A 26,219-nucleotide genomic window follows, 5' to 3' on the forward strand; every position below is an offset into this window, starting at 1 on the left:
GGCTTAGATTCTCCCTGCACTTTTTGGATATGCTTTCGGATATTTATTGATATGCTCTTTTAAATCTTTCAGTTGCTTCTCAAGCGCAGGTGTTGGCTTGTCTAACACATCTTGAATGATTTCATCAATATGTGGCGGGTCAAGCTTTTCAGCGACTTTCACAGCAGCCAATACTTCTTCACGATATTTATCATGCAAAGCAGAATCATCTTCTTCTTTTAGCCAGCCTTTATTAATCATCCATAATTTGAAGCGCTGTACAGGATCATGCTCTTGCCATTTTTGTTCTTCTTCTTTTGAACGGTAACCAGATGGGTCATCAGATGAAGAGTGAGCACCTAGACGATACGACATTGCTTCAATCAATACAGGAGCATTATGCTCAAGTGCATAGGCTCTTGCTTGTTGCGTTGCTGCTAATACAGCTAACATATCGTTACCATCAACACGTATGGTATGCATGCCGTAACCCACACCACGACTTGCAATACCATTACCTGCAAATTGCTCTTCTGTTGGTGTAGAAATGGCATAACCATTATTTCGACAGAAGAAAATAGTCGGCGAATTAAGCACTGCAGCCATATTTAAACCTGCGTGGAAATCACCTTCAGACGCTGCACCTTCACCGAAATAGCACATGGCAACGTTACGTTTGCCTTGCATCTTTAAACCATAAGCAACACCTGTCGCTTGCGGAATTTGAGTTGCTAAAGGTGATGAAATCGTCTGATAATTTAATGCTTTTGATCCGTAATGGATTGGCATTTGACGCCCTTTACCCAGATCTTTTTCATTACTGAACATTTGGTTCATGAATTGTTCAGTGGTAAAGCCTCTGTATCGTAATGATGCATGCTCACGGTATTGCGCTAAAATGATATCGCCATCATCTAGTGCAGCAGTACTTCCAATAACGGCTGCTTCTTCACCCGTACAAGTCATATAAAAACTGATACGACCTTGACGCTGAGCGCCTAACATTCGTTCATCTAATACACGTGTAAAAACACAGGTATCATAAATTTTTTCGGCTAATGCCTGATCAATATTAGGTAATACAGACTGTTCGTAAGTGGTGCCATCTGCTTGTAAGATGCGCAAGATTGGAATGTGCAATGACGCTTTATCTAAGAAGCTGACACGGTGCACTGTTTCACTATTCAGTGTTGCGTTGCTCATATTGGGCTCTTTATTCTGCGGTAAGTTATACTTACCTGTTTTAATATGCGACTAAACATTACGTTAACGTAAACTACCTAGCAATAGCAGTTGATTATAGATGATAATTTTACTGCTCAACTAATTGTATAAATTGCTTTACGTTAGCAGCTTACTGTACGTTCTCATTGGGTGCCGGCACTAAACATAGCACAGTACGCTGGCCTACTGGAACGTTAGCATTTGGAAATACAATCGCTTCTGTTGGGTGTTCAATCAGGATTTCGGTATCGCCTTCCGTTGCTAACACTTCACCATGTTCAAATGATGTAAAGTTTTCGGTTGAATCCGCAAAGCTGAATGCGAAATCCTCAAAATGTTTATTAATTGAACGTGACACTTTGTATAAATTCAATGCATCAGCATTAAACTCCGGTAATTTGACTGTGTCGTTAGCAATTAATTCCGTCAACATGGCTTTGGTTGCTGCGAATTTACTCATATCATTTTGACCAAATGGCATCACTTTACCCAATTCAACAGTAAAAGCATCTGCCTGAAACTGTTCACTGGAAAAATAGCTAAATGTCGTTGTTGGTTCATGATGATATAAAATGGTATCAACGCCACATTGTGCGAGAAACATCATTTGTTCGCCGCTGAAAGCACGTCCTGGTCTGTAAGGGTAAATTGCAAACTTCTCATGCTTAGACGGTTTTATTGCAGTATGTAAATCATAATGGATTCGATGGCTGTCATTGTGCTCATTATAAAAATCAGCCACATATTGCTCTAACGCTTTAGCACGAATTCTTTCTTTATTGGTTAAACCTTCACCTTTAGAGTGAGCCCCACTGAATAACCTATTCATGTTTTCTTCAATAAATCGAGTTTTATTATGAATAGCGGCAGGGTTACCAATCAGGAATAACACGCGATGTTTTACTTGTAACTTTTGCTGTAGCAAGGAAGAGATTAATTCATTACAAATCTCAATAGGTGCAGTCTCGTTACCATGCACTGCGCAAGATAGTACGATGTCTTTTCCACATTTATGCTCAGGCGTAAAGCTAATGACACCAGTGTCGAGGACTTCAACATGTGTTTGATTGTCTAGCGTAAAATTAAATGAAGACGGGATGGATTCTGGGTTAGCTAATGTCAGCGCTAAAAAGTCATGGTTGGCCATTAATTGCTTTAACACTCTACTCTCCTTAATGGTGCCTTTATATTGCTGGCAGATTCTATCACACCTGCCACCTGAGCGGTTTGCTATAAGTTAGAATTATTCTTAAAAAATTAATGCTTGCCAACTCCACATTTATTTTGTAATTTTTAGCCATCTAAACATCTAAAAATCTAAACATCCAAAAGGTAGTATTATGGCATTAGCGACATTTGGTGCAGGTTGTTTCTGGGGCGTAGAGCATTTCTTCCGTGAAGTGGATGGCGTTCAAGATGCGGTATGTGGCTATATGGGCGGTGATGAGCAATCTGTCACTTATGATCAAGTAAAGCAAGGCACAACAGGTCATGCCGAAGTTGTGCAAGTAGAATATGATCCGACCGTAGTGACTTATGGCCAACTACTTGAAATCTTTTGGGCTAATCACAACCCTACTACGCTCAATCAACAAGGTGGCGATATTGGGAGTCAATATCGCAGTAGCATCTTTTTTCACACCTCGGAACAAAAAGCACTGGCTGAAGCATCAAAGTTGTCACTAATTAAATCAGCTAAATGGGGAGCAAGACAGATAGTCACTGAAATTGTACCGGTACAAAGCTTTCATATAGCGGAAGAGTATCACCAAAACTATCTGCAAAAGAATAATTTACCAAGCTGTCATATCAGTTTTTAATCAGGTCACAATCCCCCCTTTATATAAGGTTAATCATTTCGATTGTTCAAAGTGAAACTCATTCTTTACAGTCTCGATTAGCCTAATCGATTTACTCTGGTTAACTTTGCTTTACCCACACAGCTTTATTCCATACAATCCTTGCGATAATGCAGTTTGCATCAAATGGAGAATAAAAAATGAGCGAAACACGTCACAGCAACCTATTAATCTTAGGTTCGGGCCCAGCTGGCTACACTGCTGCAGTATATGCGGCACGTGCGAATTTAAAGCCTGTCATGATCACAGGTATGCAGCAAGGCGGACAGTTAACTACAACAACAGAAGTTGAAAACTGGCCTGGCGATGCAGAAGGCTTAACTGGCCCAGCATTAATGGAAAGAATGCAGCAACATGCAGAGAAATTTGATACAGAAATCATTTTTGATCACATCAATGAAGTTACGTTAACGGAACGCCCATTCAAATTGAAAGGTGACAATGGTGAGTACACTTGTGATGCACTTATCATTGCGACCGGAGCTTCAGCCAAATACCTTGGCTTACCATCAGAAGAAGCATTCATGGGTAGAGGCGTATCAGCATGTGCAACATGTGATGGCTTCTTCTATCGTAACCAAAAAGTGGCCGTCATCGGTGGTGGTAACACAGCGGTTGAAGAAGCACTTTACTTAAGTAACATTGCTTCTGAAGTTCATTTAATTCACCGTCGTGACACTTTCAGATCAGAGAAGATTTTGATCAAGCGCTTAATGGATAAAGTGGAAACCGGTAACATTATCCTCCACCTAGACCAAACGCTTGATGAAGTCGTTGGTGACAACATGGGTGTGACAGGCTTGAAGAAAAAAAGCACTAAAGACGGTTCAATTACCGATTTAGAAGTCGCTGGTGTATTCGTTGCAATTGGTCACTCACCAAACACTGGGATCTTTGAAGGCCAATTAGACATGAACCACGGTTATATTCAAGTTAACAGTGGTCTGCAAGGTAACGCAACACAAACAAGTATCGAAGGTATTTATGCCTGTGGCGATGTAATGGATCAGCATTACCGTCAAGCAATTACCTCTGCTGGTACAGGTTGCATGGCAGCACTAGATGCAGAAAGATTTTTAGATGCTAAATAATCTCACAATGAGATAATCCAGCAGATACACTATAAAGCCAACATGAAAATGTTGGCTTTTTTATTTTCAGCCCTAAACCACCTACTTCAGTAGGTGGTTATCATCAATTAGGGTTTGCCTGTATCTTTGTTTGTATGGCATGCCAGCTTGAGGTTGATTCAGCTATGCAATGATATTTAAAGCACGCAGCAAGCACATCCCTGTGGGCTCGACGAAAACATCCATGTTTTCAACGGCTTTAAATATCATTACTCATAGATGCTACTAAGGCTACAAAATAACTGAAACGCCCCCTTTTAGGGGGCTGAATGAAAGCCTCTTCTTCAGAAGGTGGATTCTTTACTGAACCTTATAACTTAATGATGAACAGTATTACCTTAATAATTCATTTATTTATATTTCACTGACTTCTACTGAGTACAAAACAACAGTTAAAGTTTGTGTTTCTGGATCGTGTGTTTGTTCGATAAAATCCATGCCAAGGCGCTTCATTACCGCAATTGAGCCCATGTTATCTGGCACGGCTATAGCTGAAAACTTTTCAATATCAGTTTGGTTTTTAGTTATATGTTGCATCAAATGCTTTGCTGATTGTGTAGCAACACCCTTTCCCCAAGCTATTTGCTTGAAGCGCCAACCAACTTCTATATCTTGATAATTAGCGTGTTCAGTAAAAAAGCCCATTGGTCTAATTAAAACCCAGCCTAAGAACTGGTTATGAAGGTTAGCAGGTAAATCATCAGATGCTTTTGCAGTAACTTTCCAGAAGCCCCAGCCTTTATCAGGATTAAGAAAACGACTAATTCTTGGGAGCATTCTCTGCTCAATATCATGTCGGCTACTTGGTTTACCACCATTGATATATTTCATGACTTCTGGGTCTTGATCTAATTCGAACAACAAATCGGCTTCGTCTAACCTCATCAGTTGAATAATCAAACTATCTGTTTCAATCCTTGTTTGCACTATCATTCCTTAATTAACCAACGTTTTGTAGACCAGCATGCCACAACATTCATGAATAAACACTCAGACATAAAAAAAGGAACCCTGAGGTTCCTTTTTAAAAACTATTCGCTAATTACTTAGCTAAAGCTTCTTTTGCTTTTTCAACTAAAGTTGCGAAAACAACTTTGTCGAATACAGCGATGTCTGCCAAAATCTTACGATCGATTTCGATAGACGCCTTTTTCAGACCGTTAATGAAACGGCTGTAAGACAGACCATTTTGACGAGAAGCCGCATTGATACGTGCAATCCATAGTTGACGGAATTGACGTTTCTTTTGACGACGGTCACGGTAAGCATATTGACCAGCTTTAGTTACAGCTTGAACTGCAACGCGGTAAGTACGGCTACGTGCGCCATAATAACCTTTAGCTAACTTAAGTACTTTCTTGTGACGAGCACGAGCGGTTACACCACGCTTAACTCTAGGCATTGTTCTTTACTCCTCTAATTAAGCGTATGGTAGTTGACGTGCGATTGCTGGCACATCAGACTTTGCAACTAAACATTTAGCACGTAAGTGACGTTTACGCTTAGTGCTCTTCTTGGTCAAGATGTGACGTAAGTGTGCTTGTTTACGCTTGAAACCATTAGCGGTTTTTCTGAAGCGCTTTTGAACACCCTTGTCTGTTTTCATTTTAGGCATTTGCTAAAACTCCGCATTGGGGGATTAATAAAACGTAAGGCGAGCGAAGTCCTCAAAAGAGTCTTCGCTACTTTTAATTAGGTTGCCCTACTATTTCTTTTTAGGTGCGAGAACCATCACAGCTTGTCGACCTTCCATTTTCGGGAAGGATTCAACTACTGCAAACTCTTCCAAATCAGCTTTAATACGGTTCAAAAGATCCATACCTAAGCTTTGGTGAGCCATTTCGCGACCACGGAAACGCAGCGTAATTTTCGCTTTGTCCCCATCTTCTAGAAAACGAATCAGGTTGCGTAGTTTTACCTGATAGTCGTTTTCATCAGTGCCAGGACGGAATTTAATTTCCTTAACCTGAACCTGTTTCTGCTTCTTCTTTTGTTCCTTTAAAGCCTTAGCTTTATCAAAAAGGAACTTACCGTAGTCCATGATGCGACAGACTGGAGGCTCAGCATTTGGGCTGATTTCAACTAAATCGACGCCAGCGTCATCTGCTTTGTCTTGAGCTTCTCTGATACTAACAATACCAATGGATTCACCATCTAGACCTGTAAGGCGTACTTCAGGTACGTCAGTGATTTCTTCATTGATTCGATTAGGGGCTTGCTGTCGCCCTGCTGCTCTCTTGATCTTTATGACCTATTCCTCCAACAATTTGAGACTACGGAGCGAAATTTGTTGACGTATCATGGTAGAGAAGTCTTCTAACTTCATCTTACCTAAATCGACACCATCACGTGTACGCACCGCGACTTCCTTATTTTCCATTTCTTGATCGCCTACGACCAATAAATAAGGCACACGTCTTAGAGTGTGTTCGCGTATTTTAAAGCCTATTTTCTCATTCCTCAAGTCCAAAGATGCACGAATGCCCTGTTCTTTAAAGAATTTAACAACTTCGTTCACATATTCTGACTGTTTATCAGTAATATTCATAACAACCACTTGCTGTGGTGCCAACCAAGTTGGGAACTTACCAGCGTATTCTTCAATCAAAATTCCGATGAAACGCTCAAGCGAACCTAAGATTGCTCTATGGATCATAACTGGAATATGACGCTCGCCATCTTCAGCAATATAACTTGCACCTAAACGACCAGGCATAGAGAAGTCCAACTGAATTGTACCACATTGCCAATCACGGCCTAAGCAGTCATGTAATGTGAATTCAATCTTAGGACCATAGAATGCGCCTTCACCTTCTTGAATTTGGTATTCAAGATTATTAGCAGCAAGTGCATCGGCTAATGCTTGTTCTGATTTATCCCACACTTCATCACTACCTACACGCTGCTCTGGGCGAGTAGAGAGTTTGATATCAATGTTTTCAAAACCAAAGGTTTTGTATGTATCGAATACCATTTCAATACATGCGCTCACTTCTTGCTGAATTTGCTCTTCAGTACAAAATACATGTGCATCATCTTGAGTAAATGAGCGTACTCGCATTAGACCATGTAAAGAACCTGATGGTTCGTTACGGTGAACTAAACCAAACTCGGCCATACGATATGGCAAATCACGATAAGACTTTAAACCTTGGTTAAAGATCTGAACATGACCAGGGCAGTTCATTGGTTTAACTGCATAGGTACGCTTTTCTGATTCAGTCGAGAAAATCATGTCACCGTATTTATCCCAGTGACCTGACTTTTCCCACATACCCACATCAAGAATAAGTGGCGCACGGACTTCTTCATAACCGTATTTGTCTAACTGACGACGCATGAAAGATTCAAGATCGGTAAACAAGCTCCAACCATTTGCATGCCAAAACACCATACCCGGTGCTTCTTCTTGCCAATGAAATAAATCTAATGCTTTACCAATTTTACGGTGATCACGCTTTGCAGCTTCTTCTAAACGGTTTAAGTGAGATTTAAGCTGTTTCTTATCAGCCCAAGCAGTACCGTATATGCGTTGCAGCATTTTATTGTCAGAGTTACCACGCCAATACGCACCTGCAACACTCATTAATTTAAAGTGCTGACAGAATTTCATATTAGGTACGTGCGGCCCACGACACATATCTGTGTATTCATCGTGGTGGTATAAAGCAGGCGTAGCGTCCTTGCTGATGTTTTCATCAAGGATTTGAATTTTGTATTCTTCACCGCGAGCTTCAAAAGCATCACGCGCTTCTTGCCAAGATACGACGCGCTTTTCAACTGCATAATTTGTTTTAGCGAGTTGTTGCATGCGTTTTTCTAGGGCATCAATATCTTCTTGGGTCAACTTGTGGTCTAGATCGATGTCATAGTAAAAACCATTATCAATCACTGGACCAATTGCCATTTTGGTTTCAGGCCATAGCTGTTTAATAGCGTGACCTAATAAATGCGCACATGAATGACGAAGGATTTCTACACCCTCTTCGTCTTTAGCCGTAATGATCGACAACTCTGCATCTTCTGAAATGATGTCACAAGCATCTTTTAATTCACCGTTAACGCGACCGGCAATACAAGCTTTTGCAAGGCCAGGACCAATATCCGCAGCAACGTCTAGGGTAGAGACAGGGTTAGCAAACTCGCGTTTGCTGCCATCAGGCAAGGTAATAATAGGCATGAAATTTCCTTATCCAGTGGTGACCCACACGTAGGGCCACTTGGTTAATGAGTTAGTCTTAAAAAGATTCGGCATCCAAGTTAAAACTTTACAATTGTTTTAATCATTTAAATGCGAACAGGCATTCTACTGGAAAGGCTGTAAAACAAGCAACTGTAAACAAGTAATAATTACCGATTTAAGTAATCTGTTGTATCAATGAATGGCTGAATGAGCTTAGATTGCCGCGTCATAAACATAAACACCATTCAATTTATTTCACAACAACGTGCTTTATGAATCAATAACTAACCTCTACCGGTGTATTCAATATCAATTTTATCGTCGATAAAAACTATTCAACTTATCACTGATTTGCCCTGTGATGCACTACACAGCTTGTTTTGGAAGCTATAGTAATCAATAAAGGAGTGACTTTGTTGTAGCTGTTTTGCTTAAGGAGTGAATGATGCAATTAATCAATAAAATTATTAGTTGTCCGCATTGTGGTCATCATCAACACATTAACATTGATATGAGTTTAGGCGATCAAGAATACTATGATGATTGTCGAATTTGCTGTAATCCAATACACCTACGAACACATATTGATGAATCAAGAAAGTGCGTTGAGTTATTTATCGATGCAGATGATGAGCAAGTTTACTGACCTGCTCATCCATCAATGTTAATTGTATGTCAATTTTACGCTGGTTGTGCTGATGATTTTCTTTGCATAATCTTGTTGACGGTTTCAACAATAACTTGAGTTTGGCTATCAATTTCAATGTTTACAAAGTCACCTACTACAAGATCAGATATATTTGTAATTGATAACGTTTCAGGGATTAAATGCAACCAAAATTGATTATCTTTGACTTCACCAACCGTTAAGCTACAGCCATTAATACCAATGAAGCCTTTGAAGAATATGTAGTCCATCCACTTTTGTGGTACTTCAAGTAAAATATTGTAGTGTTCAGCAGTTTGACTAATTTCAACCACACTCGCTTGTGTATGAATATGACCCGACATGACATGCCCGCCAATTTCGCTGCCAAAGGTCAACGACCGCTCGATGTTAACTTGATCACCTTGTTTCACTTTACCTAAGTTAGTAATCAATAAAGTCTCTTCCATCACATCAAATTTAGCGATATTATCGCGCAATTGAGTCACGGTTAAACAAACACCATTATTCGCTACACTTGCACCTATCTTTAGGTTTTGTGACAACTCAGGTGTTAATTGAATATCAAATGTTTTCAATCCTGGTTTATTCTCGATATTAACCACTTCACATGTGGCTTGAACGATACCTGTAAACATGTTCTCTCTCTTACATTAAGGCGATTATGAATAACTCCGGCTATCAAGCCAAACGGTTACTGCAACTTGCGATACCCGTTTTCATTGCACAAATAACCCAAACGTTAATGGGCTTTATTGATACGGTCATGGCCGGCCAAATAAGCGCGGTAGATATGGCTGCTGTCGCTGTAGGTACAAGTTTATGGTTACCCACATTATTATTTGTACAGGGTTTAATATTGGTCTTTACACCTGTGTTCTCTGAACTAGATGGTGCTAACCAAAGAAGTGCCATCCAACCATTAGTACACCAAGCCAGTTATATCGCTTTATTTGGGGCGCTCGGTGTTATGTTATTGCTGAGCAGTTCGACCATTATACTGGACAAAATGGATCTAGAACCACAGCTTCATTCTCTTTCAACTGGCTATATTAATTACTTTTTATGGGGCGCACCTGCCTTTTTACTGTATCAGGTATTGCGTGGTAGCAGTGAGGGGATATCTCACACCTTACCACCAATGATTATTAGTTTTGTGGGTTTAGCGGTAAATATCCCAGCCAACTATATTTTCATCCATGGCAAGTTTGGTATGCCTGCACTTGGTGGTGCGGGTTGTGGTGTAGCTACAGCACTTGTTTTTTGGGCTATGTTTATCGCGATGTTGGTCTACATGTTTATCGATAAAAAGCTAAAAAGCTTAGATATTTTCGGAAAATTTCACAAACCTGATTTTGGTAAAATATTCCGGATGGTTAAGCTAGGCTTTCCAATTGCGATGGCATTATTTTTTGAAGTGAGTTTATTTGCCGTTATTGCATTGTTATTAGCGCCTTTAGGTGCCAATGTGGTCGCCAGCCATCAAATTGCATTAAACTTTTCATCGATCGTATTCATGCTACCACTTTCAATTGGTATAGCCGTTTCCATTCGAGTCGGCTATTACTTAGGCCGAGAGAAACTCGATATTGCCAAACTAGCCACTAAGGTCGGGATATTTATCGGCCTTGGCCTTGCCACTTGTACAGCAATTTTCACCGTGTTATTCAAATATGAAATTGCCCTACTCTATAATAATAACCCTGAGGTTGTTGCAATGGCTGGAAGTCTCATGTTGCTTGCAGGCTTATATCAGATTTCAGATTCAATACAAGTTGTGACTGCAGGCGCACTCAGGGGATACAAAGATACTAAGAGTGCCTTTTACATTACTTTTGTCTCATATTGGTTAGTAGGCATGACTATCGGTTATGTGCTTGCTTATACCAATTATATTGTAGAACCTATGGGCGCTAGGGGATTCTGGATTGGCTTAATAGCTGGACTGTCTACAGCCGCAATCTTATTTGCTTGGCGATTATTGTATGTTCAAAGAAACAAAATCCGTGTCGAATTAAGTTCTTAAACGTAGATTATTACATCAATTTGCATACCAATTGGCCGCTTAATACAAATTTGTGTATTTTTGCTTGCAAGGATCTAATTAGGCACTTAATATAACGCCCGCTTTGAAGAGAAAGTCTCAGCGTTACAACCGTAGCTCAGTTGGTTAGAGCACCACCTTGACATGGTGGGGGTCGGTGGTTCGAATCCACTCGGTTGTACCAACTCTTCAGTCAATGCAATACAACCGTAGCTCAGTTGGTTAGAGCACCACCTTGACATGGTGGGGGTCGGTGGTTCGAATCCACTCGGTTGTACCATTTCTAAGGTTTCCCGCTAGCACTTTATTTCAATATTTGTATTCTGCATAAAGTTATCTTAATTCACGTTTATTAAAAAAAACTGATACCAACCTTCTCTTTTCATTTTATTTATTTTAACTTGCTACACAAACAATCATCTTTGTCACTAAATGTCATGATCCCCCAAGAAAAGCATGCTAGTTTTAATTTGATACCTACAAAAGAGATATTGAGTAATGAATTTTAGTATTGAACAGTTACTTGCCTTTGTTACTGTGTACGAAGAGCGTTCTTTCAGTAAAGCAGCTGCCAAATTAAACAAACATCGAACAACCACAGGTCAGGTGATTGCTAATTTAGAAGATGTACTGGCGGTCGAACTATTTGAACGCATTGGGCGAAAAGTCGAACCAACAGAAGAAGGTAGCCTATTATACCATTACGCCAAGGCGACTATTGAGCAATCCAATACATTCGATAAGATAGCACTTAGTCTTGCTTATGGAGCAATTGAAGGCATCACCTTCGCCTACTCCAGCGTAGTACCCCATGGCATACTCTCTGACATAAGACAGCAACTTAGCCAAGACTTCCCTAATCTAAGAGTCAATTTCGTCGTTAAAACAAAAGAGCAAATTGAAGATGGACTGGAGTCGGGTGAAATCCAATTTGGATTGGTTAACTCTGACAAAGGTAAAGGGATGTATGGCAAGGATGTCACTTTTATAGGTCACGTTGAGTTCTTGCCTTTTGTTAAAAAAGGAAGTGCAATAACAAAATTGCCCAACAGTAGCATTCTTGCGGCGCTTCGCACTACCCGCCAGTTTGTCTTGAGTGCATTTATTGATGAAGGCTTAGAAGATAAAGTCGTCATGTCTGCAAACAATGAGCAGGTGGATCAATTAGCATTGGTTATTAAGTTAATACAAAGTGATTTGGGCTGGGCTTGGTTGCCAAAGGTAATGTCAGAATCTCAATACGTTACCGAGCATCTAGAGCCCGTTATGTTTGACGAATTAAAGCATGGCATAAAATTGTCGTTTTCATTGTGGAATCCTCACTCACAACAAATTCTCTCGATTAAGAAATCAATTATTAGTGCTATCGACAATTATATTATTCACTTTCGCGATATACAGAACCAGTACCCTTGATTAAAAATCGTTTTCCCTTAATCAAAGCTACAGCTCGTGTTTACGGTGAGTTAATCTAATTTCCATATAGATGTTAATTGAGTGCTGTAAGTTAGGTGATATTAAACACATAACCACAGGAAAGTGTGTTAAACACCTAGATTCACTGCTTATCTAATTTCTATAATTAGTGTCATAACAGCTTAATCTGTCGCATTTTATAAGGTTATAACCAAACTTGTTATGTTCATATTACTGTCAACTCAGTTAACCAAAACCACTAGGCAGATGTGAATAGTTAGGGTTAGTTTGGATATGAAGTGATCATTTAGCTCAAAAGCCACTTTAATTTTCCAGAAACAAGCGGTAAACCCCACTGCCAAATAAATTAGCAGTATCACCGGTAAAAATTCGTCAGAGTATATTTTTGTTAGCTTGTATTTTTAACTCCTGGCACTTTATTTTGATTTGAATTGAGAGGAGTTGCATCCTTGCAAACTCACAAGTTCATGGTCTCATTAGCCTGCGGTAAACAAGCTTTTTACATCAATATGTGCCCAATAAGATGCTTCACCCAAAGCAGGTAATTTAACCCAAAGTTGCAGTTCATTAAGGTCTGTAACCACCTGGTAGTTAGTCAAGTCAACATCTTGATTTGTTGGTTTGGTCACCCCACCATTCACTTTAAAACTACCGTCTGGCTCATATAATGGCAGGTCAAAAATATCACGCATAGCTTTTGCGTCGATTTGGCCTGCTTGCTCACTATGTCTATCTGTTAGGTTATCTAAGCGTTTTAATGAAAAGCTTTGTGTTTCACGAGGTCCTAGTCCCCAATCCGGGTTTAAGAATGTATTTACAGTAATAAATGAAGAAGCGTCTTTGTCACTCACACGCTTTCGACTCTCGTGTACTGTATTTTCAAAAGCACAAGCCTCGCCATATTTATCTGCAAGCATCCAGATTGCTGCAACATCTGAATGTGTAGCTTGAAAACGTGCACTCATTGCAGTAGCCGTGTTTGACTCTGTCATGAAGTCGAATACAGAATTTAGAAATGATGGCTTTTCGGTAGATACTATGTTGCCTCCCATAGAGGTACCATCATGCAGATCAGTGTACACACCTTTGTCATTAAAACCTGTAACCAACCACATCCAACCAGGCCAGCTAACATTAACAAGTGAATTTGAACCGTCTGTCGGGTTGTAAACTGTGACATAAACAGGAAAATCTAAAAACAGATCACTCCAGTCCATATTGCGACCAACAATTGTGTGACCATCAGTAGTGTTCACTCCCCATGACGCGATGGAAGTACATCCAGAAAAAGAATGGAGCTTGCCAAGGTAGATAGCCATCGGGCCACTTTGATCCAATACAATAACCTTTTCTAATGGCCAACCTAACCCATCAGCGACACCCTGAAAATATTGTTTTCTACGTAAAGTTAATGCGGCGAAAACGCGTTTACCAAACAATTCAAAAGCTTCATCTTGGCTAATAAATCCTCTGTCAAACTCAGGTTGCACTATTTTGTCATACATTAGTTGCATGTGATGCTTCGACAACTCGCCATATTGTTTGCCCATGTCATACCAGCTACCTTGGAGTTGCAGTACGTAAAGCATATCTTCGCCGGTTTCAAACATTTTGCCATTACCAGCTACAGAAATTTGTTTAAGTGTTGATGTGTTCATTTTGACCTCTAATATGAGTGTTGGTGTTTAAGTGGCACCTATATTAACGATGAAACATCCATACAATTAATCACATTTGAAGGATTGAACGCATCAATGATAACAAGTATTGAGAAAAACAGAATGAAATAAGAACAGATAATGCTGACAACTTGTGTCAATGACTTTTATTTGCACATATTTTTGACAGAAGGTTCCCACATTTAAATTTCAGAAATGACTCGTTTATGGCTAAATATTAGAACTTATTTCCTAACTTCAATTAACAACACAACCTTATTGAGCTTTATTATATTGAACTTTACTATGTTCACTGCAACGTAAACTCACGGGTTAAGTACTGCCTGTTAACAAATCCCATGTTGGTTAATTTCGCCTATTTTAACCAAGTCCCAAAAACGTACCTCATTTTTAAGAAGTGCATCTATTAGATCCGTATCTCGACTAAATTTTAATTTAGCCAAATAACCAAGTCGCTTCCTCGAAGCGTTTTACTTTCAATTGAAGGGTTTGACCCATCATACGCGACTTATATAGAGCATTAAATCCGAATAAGATTCGTCCCGTTCCTTAATGAATTTGAGAAAAACATGAAACTAAAAGCTCTTACTATCGCGATTTTGGCGGGTTCACTTACTGCAGGTTTTGCACACGCCTGTACTTCGGTTGCGTGGAATACTCATCTGGGTACCTACACTTCACGCACCATGGATTGGATGGAGTCAACTAAACCAGTGCTAGGTAATATCAACAAAGGTGACGTTCGTTCAATGCAGGGTAACGGTCATGGTGATATGTACACGGTGAAATACAATATAGTCGCTGTATTAGCGTATGGTGAGCTAGTTGCTGATGGTGTCAACAGTGAGGGGATGAAGGTTGATACACTTTTCTACCCCGACATGACCATGAACTCAGTGAAAAGTGACAATGAATTATCTCATTTCACTCTGGCAGAATATTTATTAGCTAACTATGCATCTGTTGAAGAAGTAGTAGAAGCACTGCCAACACTGAAATATGGCTCTCTAATGATGGATGGAATGCCTGTTGAGATGAAGCTTCACTGGTCTGTCACAGATAAAAGCGGTGATCGCTTAGTCATCGAAATGGATGAGGATGGACTAAACACTTACCGCGGCGAAGAAGCCATGGTAATGACAAACGATCCGTCAATGAAGTATCAAATTGAAACTCGAAACAATGTTAAACACACTTGGGAAGATGCAACACGCGATACAGATTACGGTTCAATCGGTAATGGTAACTCACCTAGCCGCTTTGTACACGCTAGCTATTTTGCCAGTAAGCTACACCAACCAAACAGTGATCGCGGTGCAATGATGAAGCTGTCAACTGTACCTTTTCGCGTGCCTGCAGATGCACCATATAAAGATTTTGGTAACGGTCAAGGAGTATCAAGCTACGCGACTGAGTGGACGCTAACACAAAGCCTTGAAACTGGTGAAAGTGTGTTTGAATATAATTTTGAAGACAATTGGAATACAGTTCAATTCAAAGTGTATGAAATGATGGGTAAAAAATTCCGTATTCCACTGGATAATTCATTCATGGTAAAACTTTAAGTTAAAAATTTTGTTATAAATATAACTAGCTAGAAATTATTATAAACTATTTTAAGCCTTGCTCTTTCTGAGCAAGGCTTTTTTATATTCAACGAATACAATAATTTTGTAGATATTAATTGCCCCTATGAATACGTTTAACTTGATGAGTTACATCCATCATGAGCGATTCATCAAAAATAATAAATAAGGATATATTAAACACAAGTTCAGAAATATTTGAATGAAAATTAATTTATCCTCAAACTAAATAGGAATCAATATGTGTACTAGAATTGTATACCAAACTCAGTCTGAATAATATATTACTGGTAGTGGTATGGATTGGAATGATCCAACTTCAAATTTCGCCGTAATAGCGATGCCACGCGGCATCAAACAATCAGGTGGTAATTATAAAAATGCGTTAACGTGGACCTCAAAATATGGTTCTGTTTTTACATCAATGTATGGTGCTGCATCTACTGATGGTTTAAATGAAGCAGGTCTTGCAGCGAATGCGCTTTATTTTGCAGAAGCAGATTATGGCGACTACAGCACATCTGATAAGCCTTTAATATCAATAGGCGCTTGGACACAGTATTTCTTAGATAACTTTGCAACAGTTAAGGAGGTCGTTGACGCGATGAAAGATCCTGCATTTGTAATTTGTGCAGCTCCTCTAGCAAATGGCCGTGCTGCAACGGCTCATGTTTCTTTGTCAGATGAATCAGGTGACAATGCTATTCTTGAATATCTTGAAGGGGAGTTAATAATCCACCATGGAAAAGAGTTCACAGTCATGACAAACTCTCCAACATTTGATGAACAACTCGCAATCAATAAATACTGGAAAACTGTTGGTGGAAATCGTATGCTTCCGGGGACAATTAACGCTGCAGATCGCTTTGTGCGTGTTGACTATCTTCTCGATAGCACGCCAAAATTTGAAGATGGAAAAGACGCAACGGCAGCAGCTATGTCAATTATGCGCTCGATTGGTGTACCACTTGGCATGGCGGACCCTGATCACCCAAATATCTCTGCGACGCTATGGCGCACCCTAGCTGATCACAGCAATAAAACATATTTCTTTGAATCAGCACATCAGCCTGGTCTGTTTTGGGTAAATCTTGACGAGCTAGATCTAAGTAAAGGAGCTCAAATCGTGGGGACCATCGTTGATGGTGAAGGTGCAAATTTAGGCAATGTAAGTAGTCAACTCAAGCCAATGGAAATGATTCACTGGATGTAATAATACTGATATTTTATACAGCTTAATGTACGTTTAAAATAATTATGACGCACATGAATATAACGTTCAAGTGCGTCTAGTTTAAATCATTTCTCGCATAATTCATTATCATGCATGATAGTTATTGGGCATAAATTCATTTAGGGGGTGACTTGAACTTTCAGAAGTAATATTAACTCTAACCTTCCAAAAATAAATCAATAAATAAATAAAACCCTCACCCGCAAAACAGCTACTGTATTATTCAAACATATATCGTTCTTTATTCACAAACAATTTAATAATTACCCAATAGAGTCTAGCTACCCATTAATAACGCATATGTACTATATTTAATCTTTTATACAACCGACTGCATGAGTAATTTGTCATATAAATAAACTCCATACTATGGTAAAAGTTGATAACATGGATATTATCCGACCTGACTAACTCACCTAAGGCTTCTGGATTACTAAAAGATACCTGAAATGTTTCAATTTAATTTATTAGTAAACTCAGGGCCTGGTAATTCGCCCCCCTCACCTTTTTGTAGTTGACGTAAGCTATATAAATCCATGATAGAATTATTGACTATATCAGTAGCCGTACGAATGCCACAATCACCAGCCAGAAAATGCAAATATTGAACTTTTTAACCAGCCTGATTCAACAGGTACTCAAAAATTATCAATGGAACTGACTAGCCGATTCAGTTGAGAAGTTTATTTAACCAGTTACTAGCCGCTGCTTTCAGGTACTTATCTATCGCTTAAACCTGTCATTCATAATGTTTAAACCAAGCGTAGGTAGCAACGTATTTCATACTAATAATTTTGTGATCTCAGTTTTAGCAATACTACCATCTATCACTAATATATTAATGCTATGGGGTTTATTTAGCATGGGGGAACATGTCTTAGCAAGACAGCGGAGTATTTTAGGATTTATATTTCAATCCTTCACTTTTTACCTTAAGGAGGGTTGTTAGAACCAGTATTTCGTCAGCAATTAAGACAGTTACAAACTACTCAATCACAAACTAGGTTATTAGTTTTAAAACAATTAATCTGTTCTTCAATAACTCTGAGACCATCTATAGAACATAGCCTATTAAGAATGTGAAGGCTTCTTGTATATTCAGTCGTTTAATTTTCAACTTTCCACATAATCACTATAAAGCATTGAATTTTTCACAAAATACTTAACCAGCGCTTGGCTGGTCAAAATAGTCTCTTAGGCAGTTTAGAAAACTAACTCTCTACAGCGTTTTAAGTTGCCATGGAGTGAATAAATTGTCATTTACATATGCCATCCACATACGTAGACGGCATAGTAACAAGTGGGCTTAAACACCTCATTACAGCTCGATGCTCAACCTTAAGTGACGTAAAACCCAATCAGGTAATTTGTGCATTGAATGATAATCAGGTGAATCATAAATGATTTCATCATCTGACTGCCAGAAAGTCTTTGCTTCACTATCACGTTTTACTTGCCATAATAAGTCTTTCTGCTCAAATATATAACTATTAATCGCTTTAGCAATCTTTGCGCTCTCAATTAATACACCAAACTCTATATTGAGATAATCTGAACGTGGATCGAAGTTAGATGATCCAACATAACTTACTTGTTCATCGATAATCACCGCTTTATTATGGTAATAAGTTTGCTCATGATAAAAGTGGTCTTTATTTTCAGCATTAGCTTTATATTCAAAAATATTGACTTGCTTATCTAATAACTCTTCTCGATATTGTTCATAATATGCGGGTATGAAAGCTGAATCATTAGATTTAGCCGAGTTAGTGACTAAAGTCACTTCCGTTTGTTGCGCTGCAAGTTTTGAAATCGTAGAAAAGTAATGTTCATCTTTAATAGCATAAGGCGTTGATATTGTGACTGAACTAGCATCAGTCAAATGAATGCTTGCCTCATGCTCTAAACGTGACCTGAAGTAGGGCTTGTTATTAGTTAATTTAGCCACTGAATCGAAAATTGGAGTGGCATGAACCGCAATTAATTCTGCATCTACTAAATTAGCTACCGCATGATAAATTGCGTCTACAACTGGCTGGTTTTGATTTAATACCTTCGTCAATTCATGATAAAATTCATCATAGCCGGGTTGTTTTATCATGATAAGTTCATCAATAGGTACAGCATAATCACCCTGCCATAATTGCTCATAATTATCAGCGAAAGCTGAAATAAGCTCACCTGTAAATAGCACATCCATATCAAAGAAGTTTCCTTTTTGGCTAAAGCCAAAGTAGGCATCCCCAATATTTCTACCGCCTAAAATCATCTGCTGATGATCTACATTGAAATATTTCTCATGCAATCTATGGTCAAGCTTCTTCTGGTGGATAGCAAAATCAAATATTCGCCCTGCCCAACCGGATTTACGCGATTTAAAAGGATTAAAAATCTTAATTTGAATGTTAGGGTGACTTGCAACACTGGCCAGCCAATTCTCATTAAACACGAGTAAATCATCTAGCGTTAACCTGACCTTGACACCGCGCTCTGCAGCTATAAGCAACTCGTTCATTAACACTAACCCTACCGTATCTTTATCCCATGAGAAATAAGTCATATCGATAGTTGCATTCGCCTCCCGTATCATAGTAATCCGAGTTGCTAATGCCTCAGGTGCACTAGGGATTACATAAGCATTCGCTTGGTACGTTGCTGCTGTCCATTGTTGTTCGAAATCATCGTCAATGTCAGGATATGACAAGGTGCATGCTTGTATAACCACACTGACAATAATCAACAATATAAAGTTATTCGATCGTTTCATTTACCTATTCCCATCACGCATATTTCATCTAGCATTATGTGATTGACACAATGATTAATTAATTAGTGGCAGGATAATCGCAAACAAATATTTGGATAACTCTCTTGTGTAGGATCACTCCCTCTATTGAAACAAATAAACAATATGTCAAAATATCAAAGCTTATATCTTAGGATTATAGCAATCGGTATGAGGATAAGACTGTACTGCAAAGTTTCTCATTGTTGAGACATAGCTAGAGAGCCCAAAAAACGCTAGCTAAGAAGAAAAAAGCACCCGTAGGTGCTTATGCTAAGTTGACTCGCCTAAATTTTCATAGAGTAAGGCAAAGAACCGAAATATGGCTAATATGACAAATATATTCATCACCATAGTCACTGGACCAACGATACTGTAGGTTGGTGTTAATTCTGTTGCACTCGCGGGTATATTGACTAATGCATTACCCATTAGAATTTTAATTGCGCCTAGATTGACAAAATCCAAGACACTATGCCAAAAAATTATATTCAAGAAAAACACAATCGCTAATTGCCATGATTCTGTAAACAGTGGGAATAACCAAACATACTGTATCAATATTGATACTGTAAAAGTCATGAATGCAAATAAGATAGGTGTTGCTAACTTTGCTGGAAACATACACATGTTTGTTGCTACTACAATGCCTAAAATCGGGAAAAGCGCACCGCCAGGCACAGGTAAATACACCCAAAGGGCTAGAATAGTCAAAGTCATACTCAACCCTATAGCAAGAGGCTTTAGATGATCTTTTATTGTGCCATTAGTAGGTTTATTTTGAAGTACATAGGGTATGCCTTCAAAATTACTTGGATTATACTGGCTTGGATCTTGAATTGATTCATCGATAATATCGATATAATATTCAATATCCTTTTCAGTTAACTTACCCTCTGCATACCCACTTACCAAATATTGCAATGCATTCACTAATGAAGTTAATTCATTTTCATATCTAAAAATTTCAGTTTTTCTAGACTCCGGCAGTGACACCAAATCATGCAGTAAGGCTATATTGGAATTCAATTTTTTTAGTATGGCTTCTCGCTTCTTATTATCGGTATCAGCAAGTTCATCTCGTAATGTTTTTACCGTTTCTGAGGACACTCTTTTAAATTCACTAGCAGTTGTATTTGGCCACAAGAGCCTAAACACCAAAGAAAAAATAACTAGGCCGAGTAAAGTTTCTTGCAGTCTTATGATAGCTGTTGCAAAGCCTGTTGCCCCATCAGTAAAGCCTGAACTGGATATAATTAACGCAATACATAATGACAAGCTGTAAATATAACCGCGACGTTTGTCAAACCCCATATGGATACAGAAGCCGGTATAAAGCAAAATGCTGATGAAAAAATAGGTTCTGTCCTGCGGAAAGAGACATAGCAAAGTAAATGCAACACCCGCGCCTAACAAAGTCGCTATAATGCGATTTTGTGATTTTAAAGCTGAATAACCATAAACTTGTGTTACAGACATAACAATGACAGTTAGCATCGCCCAAGATGTTTTTTGCCAGCCTAGCCAATGTGCTGCAATCATAGTTAACGATAAGGCTAGGCCTGTTTTAATCGTGTGTTGCATTGAATGAGATAACATAATTAGGCTCAATATCCGTTATTTATGAATTTGAACTGAAGCTGTAGTACCCACTCTTAATTCGATATCTTGAGGAAGTTGCGTCAACTTTATTCTGACAGGAATACGTTGGGCTAACCTGATCCATTGAAAACTTGGGTTAACGTTGGGTAATAATTCGTTTCCAGTACTGCCATCACTTTTTGCAATACCGTGCCCAACACTCTCAACCACACCTGACAGGGTGTCTCTACTATTTGATAGCAAAGTTACACTGGCTTCTTGTTTAGCTTTTACTCCCATGAGATCCGTTTCTTTAAAAAAACCTTCAACCCAAAAGCTATCCTCATCTATCAGAGCAACGACTGCACTATTGGCTACAACTTGTGCCCCCACATGATGACGAAGGTTAGTGATAAAACCATTAGCTGGTGCAAAAACTTGGGTATAACTTAAATTTAACTCAGCATCATCAACTGCGGCTTTTGATGCTAAAAAATCAGCTGTAGCAGAATCAACGGCATACTGATAATTATTTAAATCCAACGTGGCTACTGCGCCAGGAGAACGTGCTTCTAGACCTTTAGCACGTTGCATTTCATTTTTTGCTTTACTCAGTACAGCAGCAGCTTGAGCATTTGCGGCTTTTGCTTTATTTAATGCTAACTCATATGGCTTTCGATCTATTTCAAATAACAGTTCCCCTTTTTCTACTTGTCTGTTTTCATATACATTTAAGGCTGTTATTTCTCCTGTTACACGAGGCGTGATTTGAACAACTTGTGCACGAATTTGTCCATCTCGTGTCCATGGATTTTGTTGATTATGCAGATAGTATTTATAAGCGACGACACTCGCAGCAATAACGACTATTATAGTTAACAAATATTTTTTCATTTCATATACCTTAAGCAAATGGTAGAAAATAGCCAATGACTGCTACTAGCAAAACAAATAGGCTTAATTCGAATAATGCAGGCATAGCGACCAACTGGTATAAACCCAATTTGGCGCCAATTTCAGTAAGAATGTTCGCCAACACATAAGCCATCAATGCAACGATCAATAAAGGTGGGAAATACACTTCCCCAAGTGTAAATTCATACGGCATAAGTAACCTCAAGAATGACAAATGACATGTAGAAAAACAGTTATAACTCTACAAATTTCATTTTGTTGACCTAACTCAGTGGCCGTTAATATAAAATGGATGTCATTAATCAATAACTGCCATATGTAGGATGTAATACGTCGAAAGGCAACACATCATAGTTGAATTAAACTGGATGGCTTATCAATGCAGGTTTAATTTAGGCTTGCTACTTTGTAGAGAGAAAATAAGCTATATCGCAAATATATCTCTTTATTTAGAAACAGGTTTTCCTGTAAAACACATTTTGATTGCCTGAAAAAGAAAATGCTCAGCATTAACTGAGCATTTAACGTTCAAAGATAACTACAATGAGTTGAGATAAAACGCCAGTAACCCTGATGCTTCTAGGCCGGCTAAACGGCCTTGACTCAGTGAAGGGTCATCACCTGCTTGGGTGCTTTGGTCCCAATTTGCTTTAGGGGTTATGTCATCAGCGCCATTAATAACAAGCACATTATCTGAACTGTCATATGTGTAATCTTTAAATAAAGCCGGGCTAAACCATAAACGCGAAAGCTGAGCCATGAGTGAAAGATCTTTTGCTGACGGGCTCACTGAACTGCCATCAAGCTTTAAGGGTTTATTAAATATAAATGGTAATTCAGAGCCATTACACGCGCCGCTGATACAACTTATGGTTTTCAGTAGATCAAACACATCTAATTCACCTTTTTCACCTTTTGTATTATATGCCCATACATTAAAGCTCGGCTCATATGAAAATGAATATAAACTTACTGATTGATTGGTAGTCCGTGCTTTAGTCCATGTGGGGCCCATAAACATCATGTCGTACATCATGGTGTTAAATTGAGCCATATTTTTTAAAGCCAATGACAGATCAACTTCATTATTTGGCATAAAGTCTTTATAGGCCATCAATTGTGATGTTTGACTCGTATTGCTTAAACCAAAAAATAACGATGTTACAGCCTCATAGGCAGTACTAGGTAATGTTGGCATTTCTAAATCTGGCTCTGCGATTTCTTGCTTTAACACCTGAGCCACCAGCTGTTGATTACGCACGTCAGAGAGCCAAAGCGGAAGCATTTCAAGCAACTCACCCCTCGCCATTTGTGGATCGACATCAGGATCGTTTACTAAAAGGTCAATGATTTTAGGGATCAAGAATGTTAGTCTTGGCAGCATGGTCATTGTTGCAGCATCACTGGTATTTGTCCCCATCACTGTGGGAACAGCTAAATCAGCAAGGTATGGCTGGTCATCATTGACCTTACATTTATGACCCAGCAGCCCATCTGATGTCTCTAGGCAAGCAACATAGGGAGAAAACGGCATTAATTCACCCATTGGCACTTTTTGATCTGATGTGCCAAGTGGGTCGACACTTGCCATCAGCCATGACATTAAACGACTCTCGATACCGAGAATATTAGCTTGTTTTGACAAAATTTCTTCGATTGACGCATTCTCTAAGTCAAGACTTTCGTCCTGACTTTTAGCCGTTTTATAAGTGCGATATTCAAACCCTTGCGGATTGCTTTGCATAATCGCTTGACTGAACAAAGTGTCAGGTATTTTTCCTTGAGTGACTTGTTGTTGATGAATACTTATCGACATTGCACCAGCACCCTGCCCCATCAAAGTGACATTAGTGCTATCTCCACCGAAATCTTCAATATAAGTTTGTACCCATTCTAATGCGCGCTGTTGATCACCAATCCCATAGTTGCCATCAATATTTTCTCCTTTTTCCCAATGGCTACCTAATGCACCAAGTCTATAATTCAGGGTGACGACAATGATTGGGTTTTGCTCATCAAAATTTTGTGCCACAACGGTATCACCGTGTAATAGTGGTTCAGAGCCTGCACCATATTCAAAGTCGCCACCGTGAATAAATACATAAACAGGCAATTTATCGCCTTTGATGGTGTTGTCTGGACGCCACATATTCAGATATAGGCAATTTTCATCTTGCTGTTGCAGAGTCGTTTTTAATTGTGGACACGAAAAACCAAAGTCCGTGGCTGTAATCTCATCGACTAATGGCTTGAGTTGGCTATGTTGAAAACGTGTCGAATTAGCATACTCAATGCCTTTAAAACTCTGAATATCAACCAGTAACTGCTCATCATCTACACGAGTAACAACAACTGACTCTTTTAAAGCTGTGATATTAGCAAAGCCTAAATCCACATTAATCTGCTCTGTAGGGCCTGGCTCTAATGGTTCGGGTTTTATCGGTGTTTGGTTATTTTCATCATCACCACTACAACCCATTAAAAATAACGCTAAGCAAAGCGAAATAATAGAAAGTTTAGTTGTCATATTCGTGTCCAAAATGCTAGTAGTCTAAATGGCCAAATAAGCTCATCCTAAAGCTAAATTATTCCGTAAATTTATTTGAAGTTGGTTAGATTATATGTGTGCACAATGTATTCTATTAATCGTATTTGATGGACTATATCCTACATGAAATATAGCCGTTAAAATCCGCTCCCTACTGTAATATAAAACGCACTATCATCTTTACTCTTCGCTATATCCACCCCCATGAATAGACCATAACGTCGAGCAATTTGATATCTAAAACCTACACCATAAGCGTCGATTGATTCATCTTTCGATAACTCACTACTTTGTTCGGTAGTGCCAATGCCATAGAAGGTTGATACCACCCAACGGTGATCAATTGCATAATTAATCTGCGCTTGCACAGTTGAAACTTCATCACCTTGATATCGATAAGCAGACACCCCCCGTAAGTCAATATAAGGTTTAGCTGTGGGGGTGACGAATAAATCATCTGTATCGAATTTTTGATAATTACCTGCTAACGCTAATGTCCATTTTTCAGCTACTGGTAAGAATACCTCAGCATCTAGCGTAAACTGATCATAGTTACTGTCACTGCCAATTTTCTCATCATAAATCATATACTCTGCTTCAATCTTATATCCCTGTTTTGGGTAAAAAATATTGTCACGAGTATCATATTCTGCAATAACACCTAACCCTGAGAGCATATTGTCCTTACCCAGAATCAATTCGAGTATTTTATCTATAATGTCATTATCAGATTCAACAGAAGAATAGCCAGCGAACTGTTTCATCCCTAGCATTAATGGTGAGTCTCCAAGTCTAAATTGCAATTTTTGTAGTAATGCTCCGCCAGTCGTTTTGGTATTAAAGCCGAATCTATCGCTTGTAATGGCTGGTAATTGCTGCTCTAAAGTAGATAAACTTTGATAAATATCTAAATTCACACTACCCGCACCAGCACCACCAATATATCTAATCGCATCATTATTCCAACTACGTCGATGACCGCCAAATGCAAACCAGGTACCATTTTGTGTACCCGCTGCACCAGCAACAGTAATCGCCGATGGGATCAGTTTTGCTCCACCATCAATCGCTTCCAATGCCGCTTGTTTGCGTTTTTGTTTTTCTTCAGCTGATTCATGCATAAATACACCAACTAAACCGCCGCCATAGCCTACAGCAGGCTCAGTGATGATGATGGGAACCGGTAAAAAACCATGAGCATTTTCAGCGATATATCCCCCCATATCAAAACGTCCATCAACTTCATCCATGAACATTGATGAGGCATTTGAATGCTGAGAAAAAAGCAAAATGGTCATTGCGAATAAAACTTGATATTGACTAAATATGTTTTTCATTTTCTGCCTAATTATTTGTTTAGCCGTGACA

22 protein-coding genes and 2 tRNA genes are annotated in these 26,219 nt (G+C 38.9%); 9 read left to right on the forward strand and 15 right to left on the reverse strand.

Going from position 1 to position 26,219, the window contains the following annotated elements:
- Nucleotides 1-3 precede the first annotated feature (3 nt).
- Together ACHUGF_RS12700 and astE are read right to left on the reverse strand one after the other, a co-directional pair.
- Nucleotides 4-1,182, reverse strand: a complete 1,179-nt coding sequence (locus ACHUGF_RS12700; protein WP_394131715.1) for a thiamine pyrophosphate-dependent dehydrogenase E1 component subunit alpha — start codon at nt 1,180-1,182, stop codon at nt 4-6.
- 151 nt (nt 1,183-1,333) lie between these two features.
- Nucleotides 1,334-2,365, reverse strand: a complete 1,032-nt coding sequence (gene astE / locus ACHUGF_RS12705; RefSeq protein WP_394131717.1) for a succinylglutamate desuccinylase — start codon at nt 2,363-2,365, stop codon at nt 1,334-1,336.
- Nucleotides 2,366-2,543: 178 nt separating this feature from the next.
- Between astE and msrA the strand changes: the two genes are divergently transcribed.
- Nucleotides 2,544-3,023 (forward strand): peptide-methionine (S)-S-oxide reductase MsrA, encoded by a 480-nt coding sequence (msrA, locus tag ACHUGF_RS12710; protein WP_394131718.1) that lies wholly within the window; start codon nt 2,544-2,546, stop codon nt 3,021-3,023.
- A gap of 179 nt (nt 3,024-3,202) precedes the next feature.
- Complete coding sequence (gene trxB / locus ACHUGF_RS12715; protein WP_394131720.1) at nt 3,203-4,153, forward strand: thioredoxin-disulfide reductase; 951 nt, start codon at nt 3,203-3,205, stop codon at nt 4,151-4,153.
- A gap of 393 nt (nt 4,154-4,546) precedes the next feature.
- Here the strand turns inward: trxB and ACHUGF_RS12720 are convergent, their stop codons facing one another.
- The 5 genes from ACHUGF_RS12720 to thrS all read right to left on the reverse strand — a co-directional run bounded on the left by ACHUGF_RS12720 (nt 4,547) and on the right by thrS (nt 8,372).
- Nucleotides 4,547-5,119: a GNAT family N-acetyltransferase gene (locus tag ACHUGF_RS12720; protein ID WP_394131722.1), complete on the reverse strand. Its 573-nt coding sequence runs from the start codon at nt 5,117-5,119 to the stop codon at nt 4,547-4,549.
- Nucleotides 5,120-5,234: 115 nt separating this feature from the next.
- The gene (gene rplT / locus ACHUGF_RS12725) at nt 5,235-5,594 is read right to left on the reverse strand and encodes a 50S ribosomal protein L20 (RefSeq protein ID WP_028775125.1); all 360 of its coding nucleotides are present in this window, start codon (nt 5,592-5,594) and stop codon (nt 5,235-5,237) included.
- A gap of 18 nt (nt 5,595-5,612) precedes the next feature.
- The gene (gene rpmI, locus ACHUGF_RS12730) at nt 5,613-5,807 is read right to left on the reverse strand and encodes a 50S ribosomal protein L35 (protein WP_055023949.1); all 195 of its coding nucleotides are present in this window, start codon (nt 5,805-5,807) and stop codon (nt 5,613-5,615) included.
- 90 nt (nt 5,808-5,897) lie between these two features.
- Nucleotides 5,898-6,440: a translation initiation factor IF-3 gene (gene infC, locus ACHUGF_RS12735; protein ID WP_394131801.1), complete on the reverse strand. Its 543-nt coding sequence runs from the start codon at nt 6,438-6,440 to the stop codon at nt 5,898-5,900.
- Between the two features lie 3 nt (nt 6,441-6,443).
- Nucleotides 6,444-8,372 (reverse strand): threonine--tRNA ligase, encoded by a 1,929-nt coding sequence (gene thrS / locus ACHUGF_RS12740; RefSeq protein WP_394131723.1) that lies wholly within the window; start codon nt 8,370-8,372, stop codon nt 6,444-6,446.
- Between the two features lie 448 nt (nt 8,373-8,820).
- Here thrS and ACHUGF_RS12745 point away from each other — a divergent pair, with 448 nt between their 5' ends.
- Complete coding sequence (locus tag ACHUGF_RS12745) at nt 8,821-9,021, forward strand: CPXCG motif-containing cysteine-rich protein (protein ID WP_394131803.1); 201 nt, start codon at nt 8,821-8,823, stop codon at nt 9,019-9,021.
- A gap of 35 nt (nt 9,022-9,056) precedes the next feature.
- On the opposite strand, the gene ACHUGF_RS12750 is transcribed toward ACHUGF_RS12745, so the two are convergent.
- Nucleotides 9,057-9,680 carry a riboflavin synthase subunit alpha gene (locus tag ACHUGF_RS12750; protein WP_394131725.1) on the reverse strand — a complete coding sequence of 208 codons (624 nt, stop codon included), beginning with the start codon at nt 9,678-9,680 and terminating at the stop codon, nt 9,057-9,059.
- Nucleotides 9,681-9,706: 26 nt separating this feature from the next.
- Between ACHUGF_RS12750 and ACHUGF_RS12755 the strand changes: the two genes are divergently transcribed.
- From ACHUGF_RS12755 to ACHUGF_RS12770, 4 genes are all read left to right on the forward strand, one after another.
- Nucleotides 9,707-11,068 carry an MATE family efflux transporter gene (locus ACHUGF_RS12755; RefSeq protein ID WP_394131726.1) on the forward strand — a complete coding sequence of 454 codons (1,362 nt, stop codon included), beginning with the start codon at nt 9,707-9,709 and terminating at the stop codon, nt 11,066-11,068.
- Nucleotides 11,069-11,193: 125 nt separating this feature from the next.
- A tRNA-Val gene (locus ACHUGF_RS12760) sits at nt 11,194-11,270 on the forward strand.
- Between the two features lie 19 nt (nt 11,271-11,289).
- Nucleotides 11,290-11,366, forward strand: a tRNA-Val gene (locus ACHUGF_RS12765).
- Nucleotides 11,367-11,584: 218 nt separating this feature from the next.
- A complete protein-coding gene (locus ACHUGF_RS12770) occupies nt 11,585-12,502 on the forward strand; it encodes a LysR family transcriptional regulator (protein ID WP_394131728.1) in 918 nt (305 codons plus the stop codon).
- A 497-nt stretch (nt 12,503-12,999) separates the two neighbouring features.
- Here ACHUGF_RS12770 and ACHUGF_RS12775 read toward each other — a convergent pair whose 3' ends face one another.
- Nucleotides 13,000-14,181 (reverse strand): C45 family autoproteolytic acyltransferase/hydolase, encoded by a 1,182-nt coding sequence (locus ACHUGF_RS12775; protein WP_394131729.1) that lies wholly within the window; start codon nt 14,179-14,181, stop codon nt 13,000-13,002.
- Between the two features lie 590 nt (nt 14,182-14,771).
- Between ACHUGF_RS12775 and ACHUGF_RS12780 the strand changes: the two genes are divergently transcribed.
- Both ACHUGF_RS12780 and ACHUGF_RS12785 read left to right on the forward strand, forming a co-directional pair.
- Entirely contained in the window at nt 14,772-15,767 is a 996-nt protein-coding gene (locus ACHUGF_RS12780; RefSeq protein ID WP_394131731.1) for a linear amide C-N hydrolase, read from the forward strand.
- 319 nt (nt 15,768-16,086) lie between these two features.
- The gene (locus ACHUGF_RS12785; protein WP_394131732.1) at nt 16,087-17,001 is read left to right on the forward strand and encodes a linear amide C-N hydrolase; all 915 of its coding nucleotides are present in this window, start codon (nt 16,087-16,089) and stop codon (nt 16,999-17,001) included.
- 1,339 nt (nt 17,002-18,340) lie between these two features.
- On the opposite strand, the gene ACHUGF_RS12790 is transcribed toward ACHUGF_RS12785, so the two are convergent.
- From ACHUGF_RS12790 to ACHUGF_RS12815, 6 genes are all read right to left on the reverse strand, one after another.
- Entirely contained in the window at nt 18,341-19,789 is a 1,449-nt protein-coding gene (locus ACHUGF_RS12790) for a phospholipase D family protein (protein WP_394131733.1), read from the reverse strand.
- Between the two features lie 291 nt (nt 19,790-20,080).
- A complete protein-coding gene (locus ACHUGF_RS12795) occupies nt 20,081-21,406 on the reverse strand; it encodes an FUSC family protein (protein WP_394131735.1) in 1,326 nt (441 codons plus the stop codon).
- Between the two features lie 18 nt (nt 21,407-21,424).
- Nucleotides 21,425-22,282, reverse strand: coding sequence for an efflux RND transporter periplasmic adaptor subunit (locus ACHUGF_RS12800; protein ID WP_394131736.1), 858 nt, complete (start codon nt 22,280-22,282; stop codon nt 21,425-21,427).
- Between the two features lie 10 nt (nt 22,283-22,292).
- On the reverse strand, nt 22,293-22,496 hold the full coding sequence (locus ACHUGF_RS12805; protein WP_394131737.1) for a DUF1656 domain-containing protein: 204 nt from the start codon (nt 22,494-22,496) through the stop codon (nt 22,293-22,295).
- A 345-nt stretch (nt 22,497-22,841) separates the two neighbouring features.
- Nucleotides 22,842-24,830 carry a carboxylesterase family protein gene (locus tag ACHUGF_RS12810; protein ID WP_394131738.1) on the reverse strand — a complete coding sequence of 663 codons (1,989 nt, stop codon included), beginning with the start codon at nt 24,828-24,830 and terminating at the stop codon, nt 22,842-22,844.
- A 158-nt stretch (nt 24,831-24,988) separates the two neighbouring features.
- Complete coding sequence (locus ACHUGF_RS12815; RefSeq protein WP_394131739.1) at nt 24,989-26,188, reverse strand: BamA/TamA family outer membrane protein; 1,200 nt, start codon at nt 26,186-26,188, stop codon at nt 24,989-24,991.
- Between the last annotated feature and the right edge of the window lie 31 nt (nt 26,189-26,219).

Origin of the sequence: Shewanella maritima (assembly GCF_043643735.1) — a bacterium.
In the GTDB taxonomy this organism is placed as follows: domain Bacteria; phylum Pseudomonadota; class Gammaproteobacteria; order Enterobacterales; family Shewanellaceae; genus Shewanella; species Shewanella maritima_A.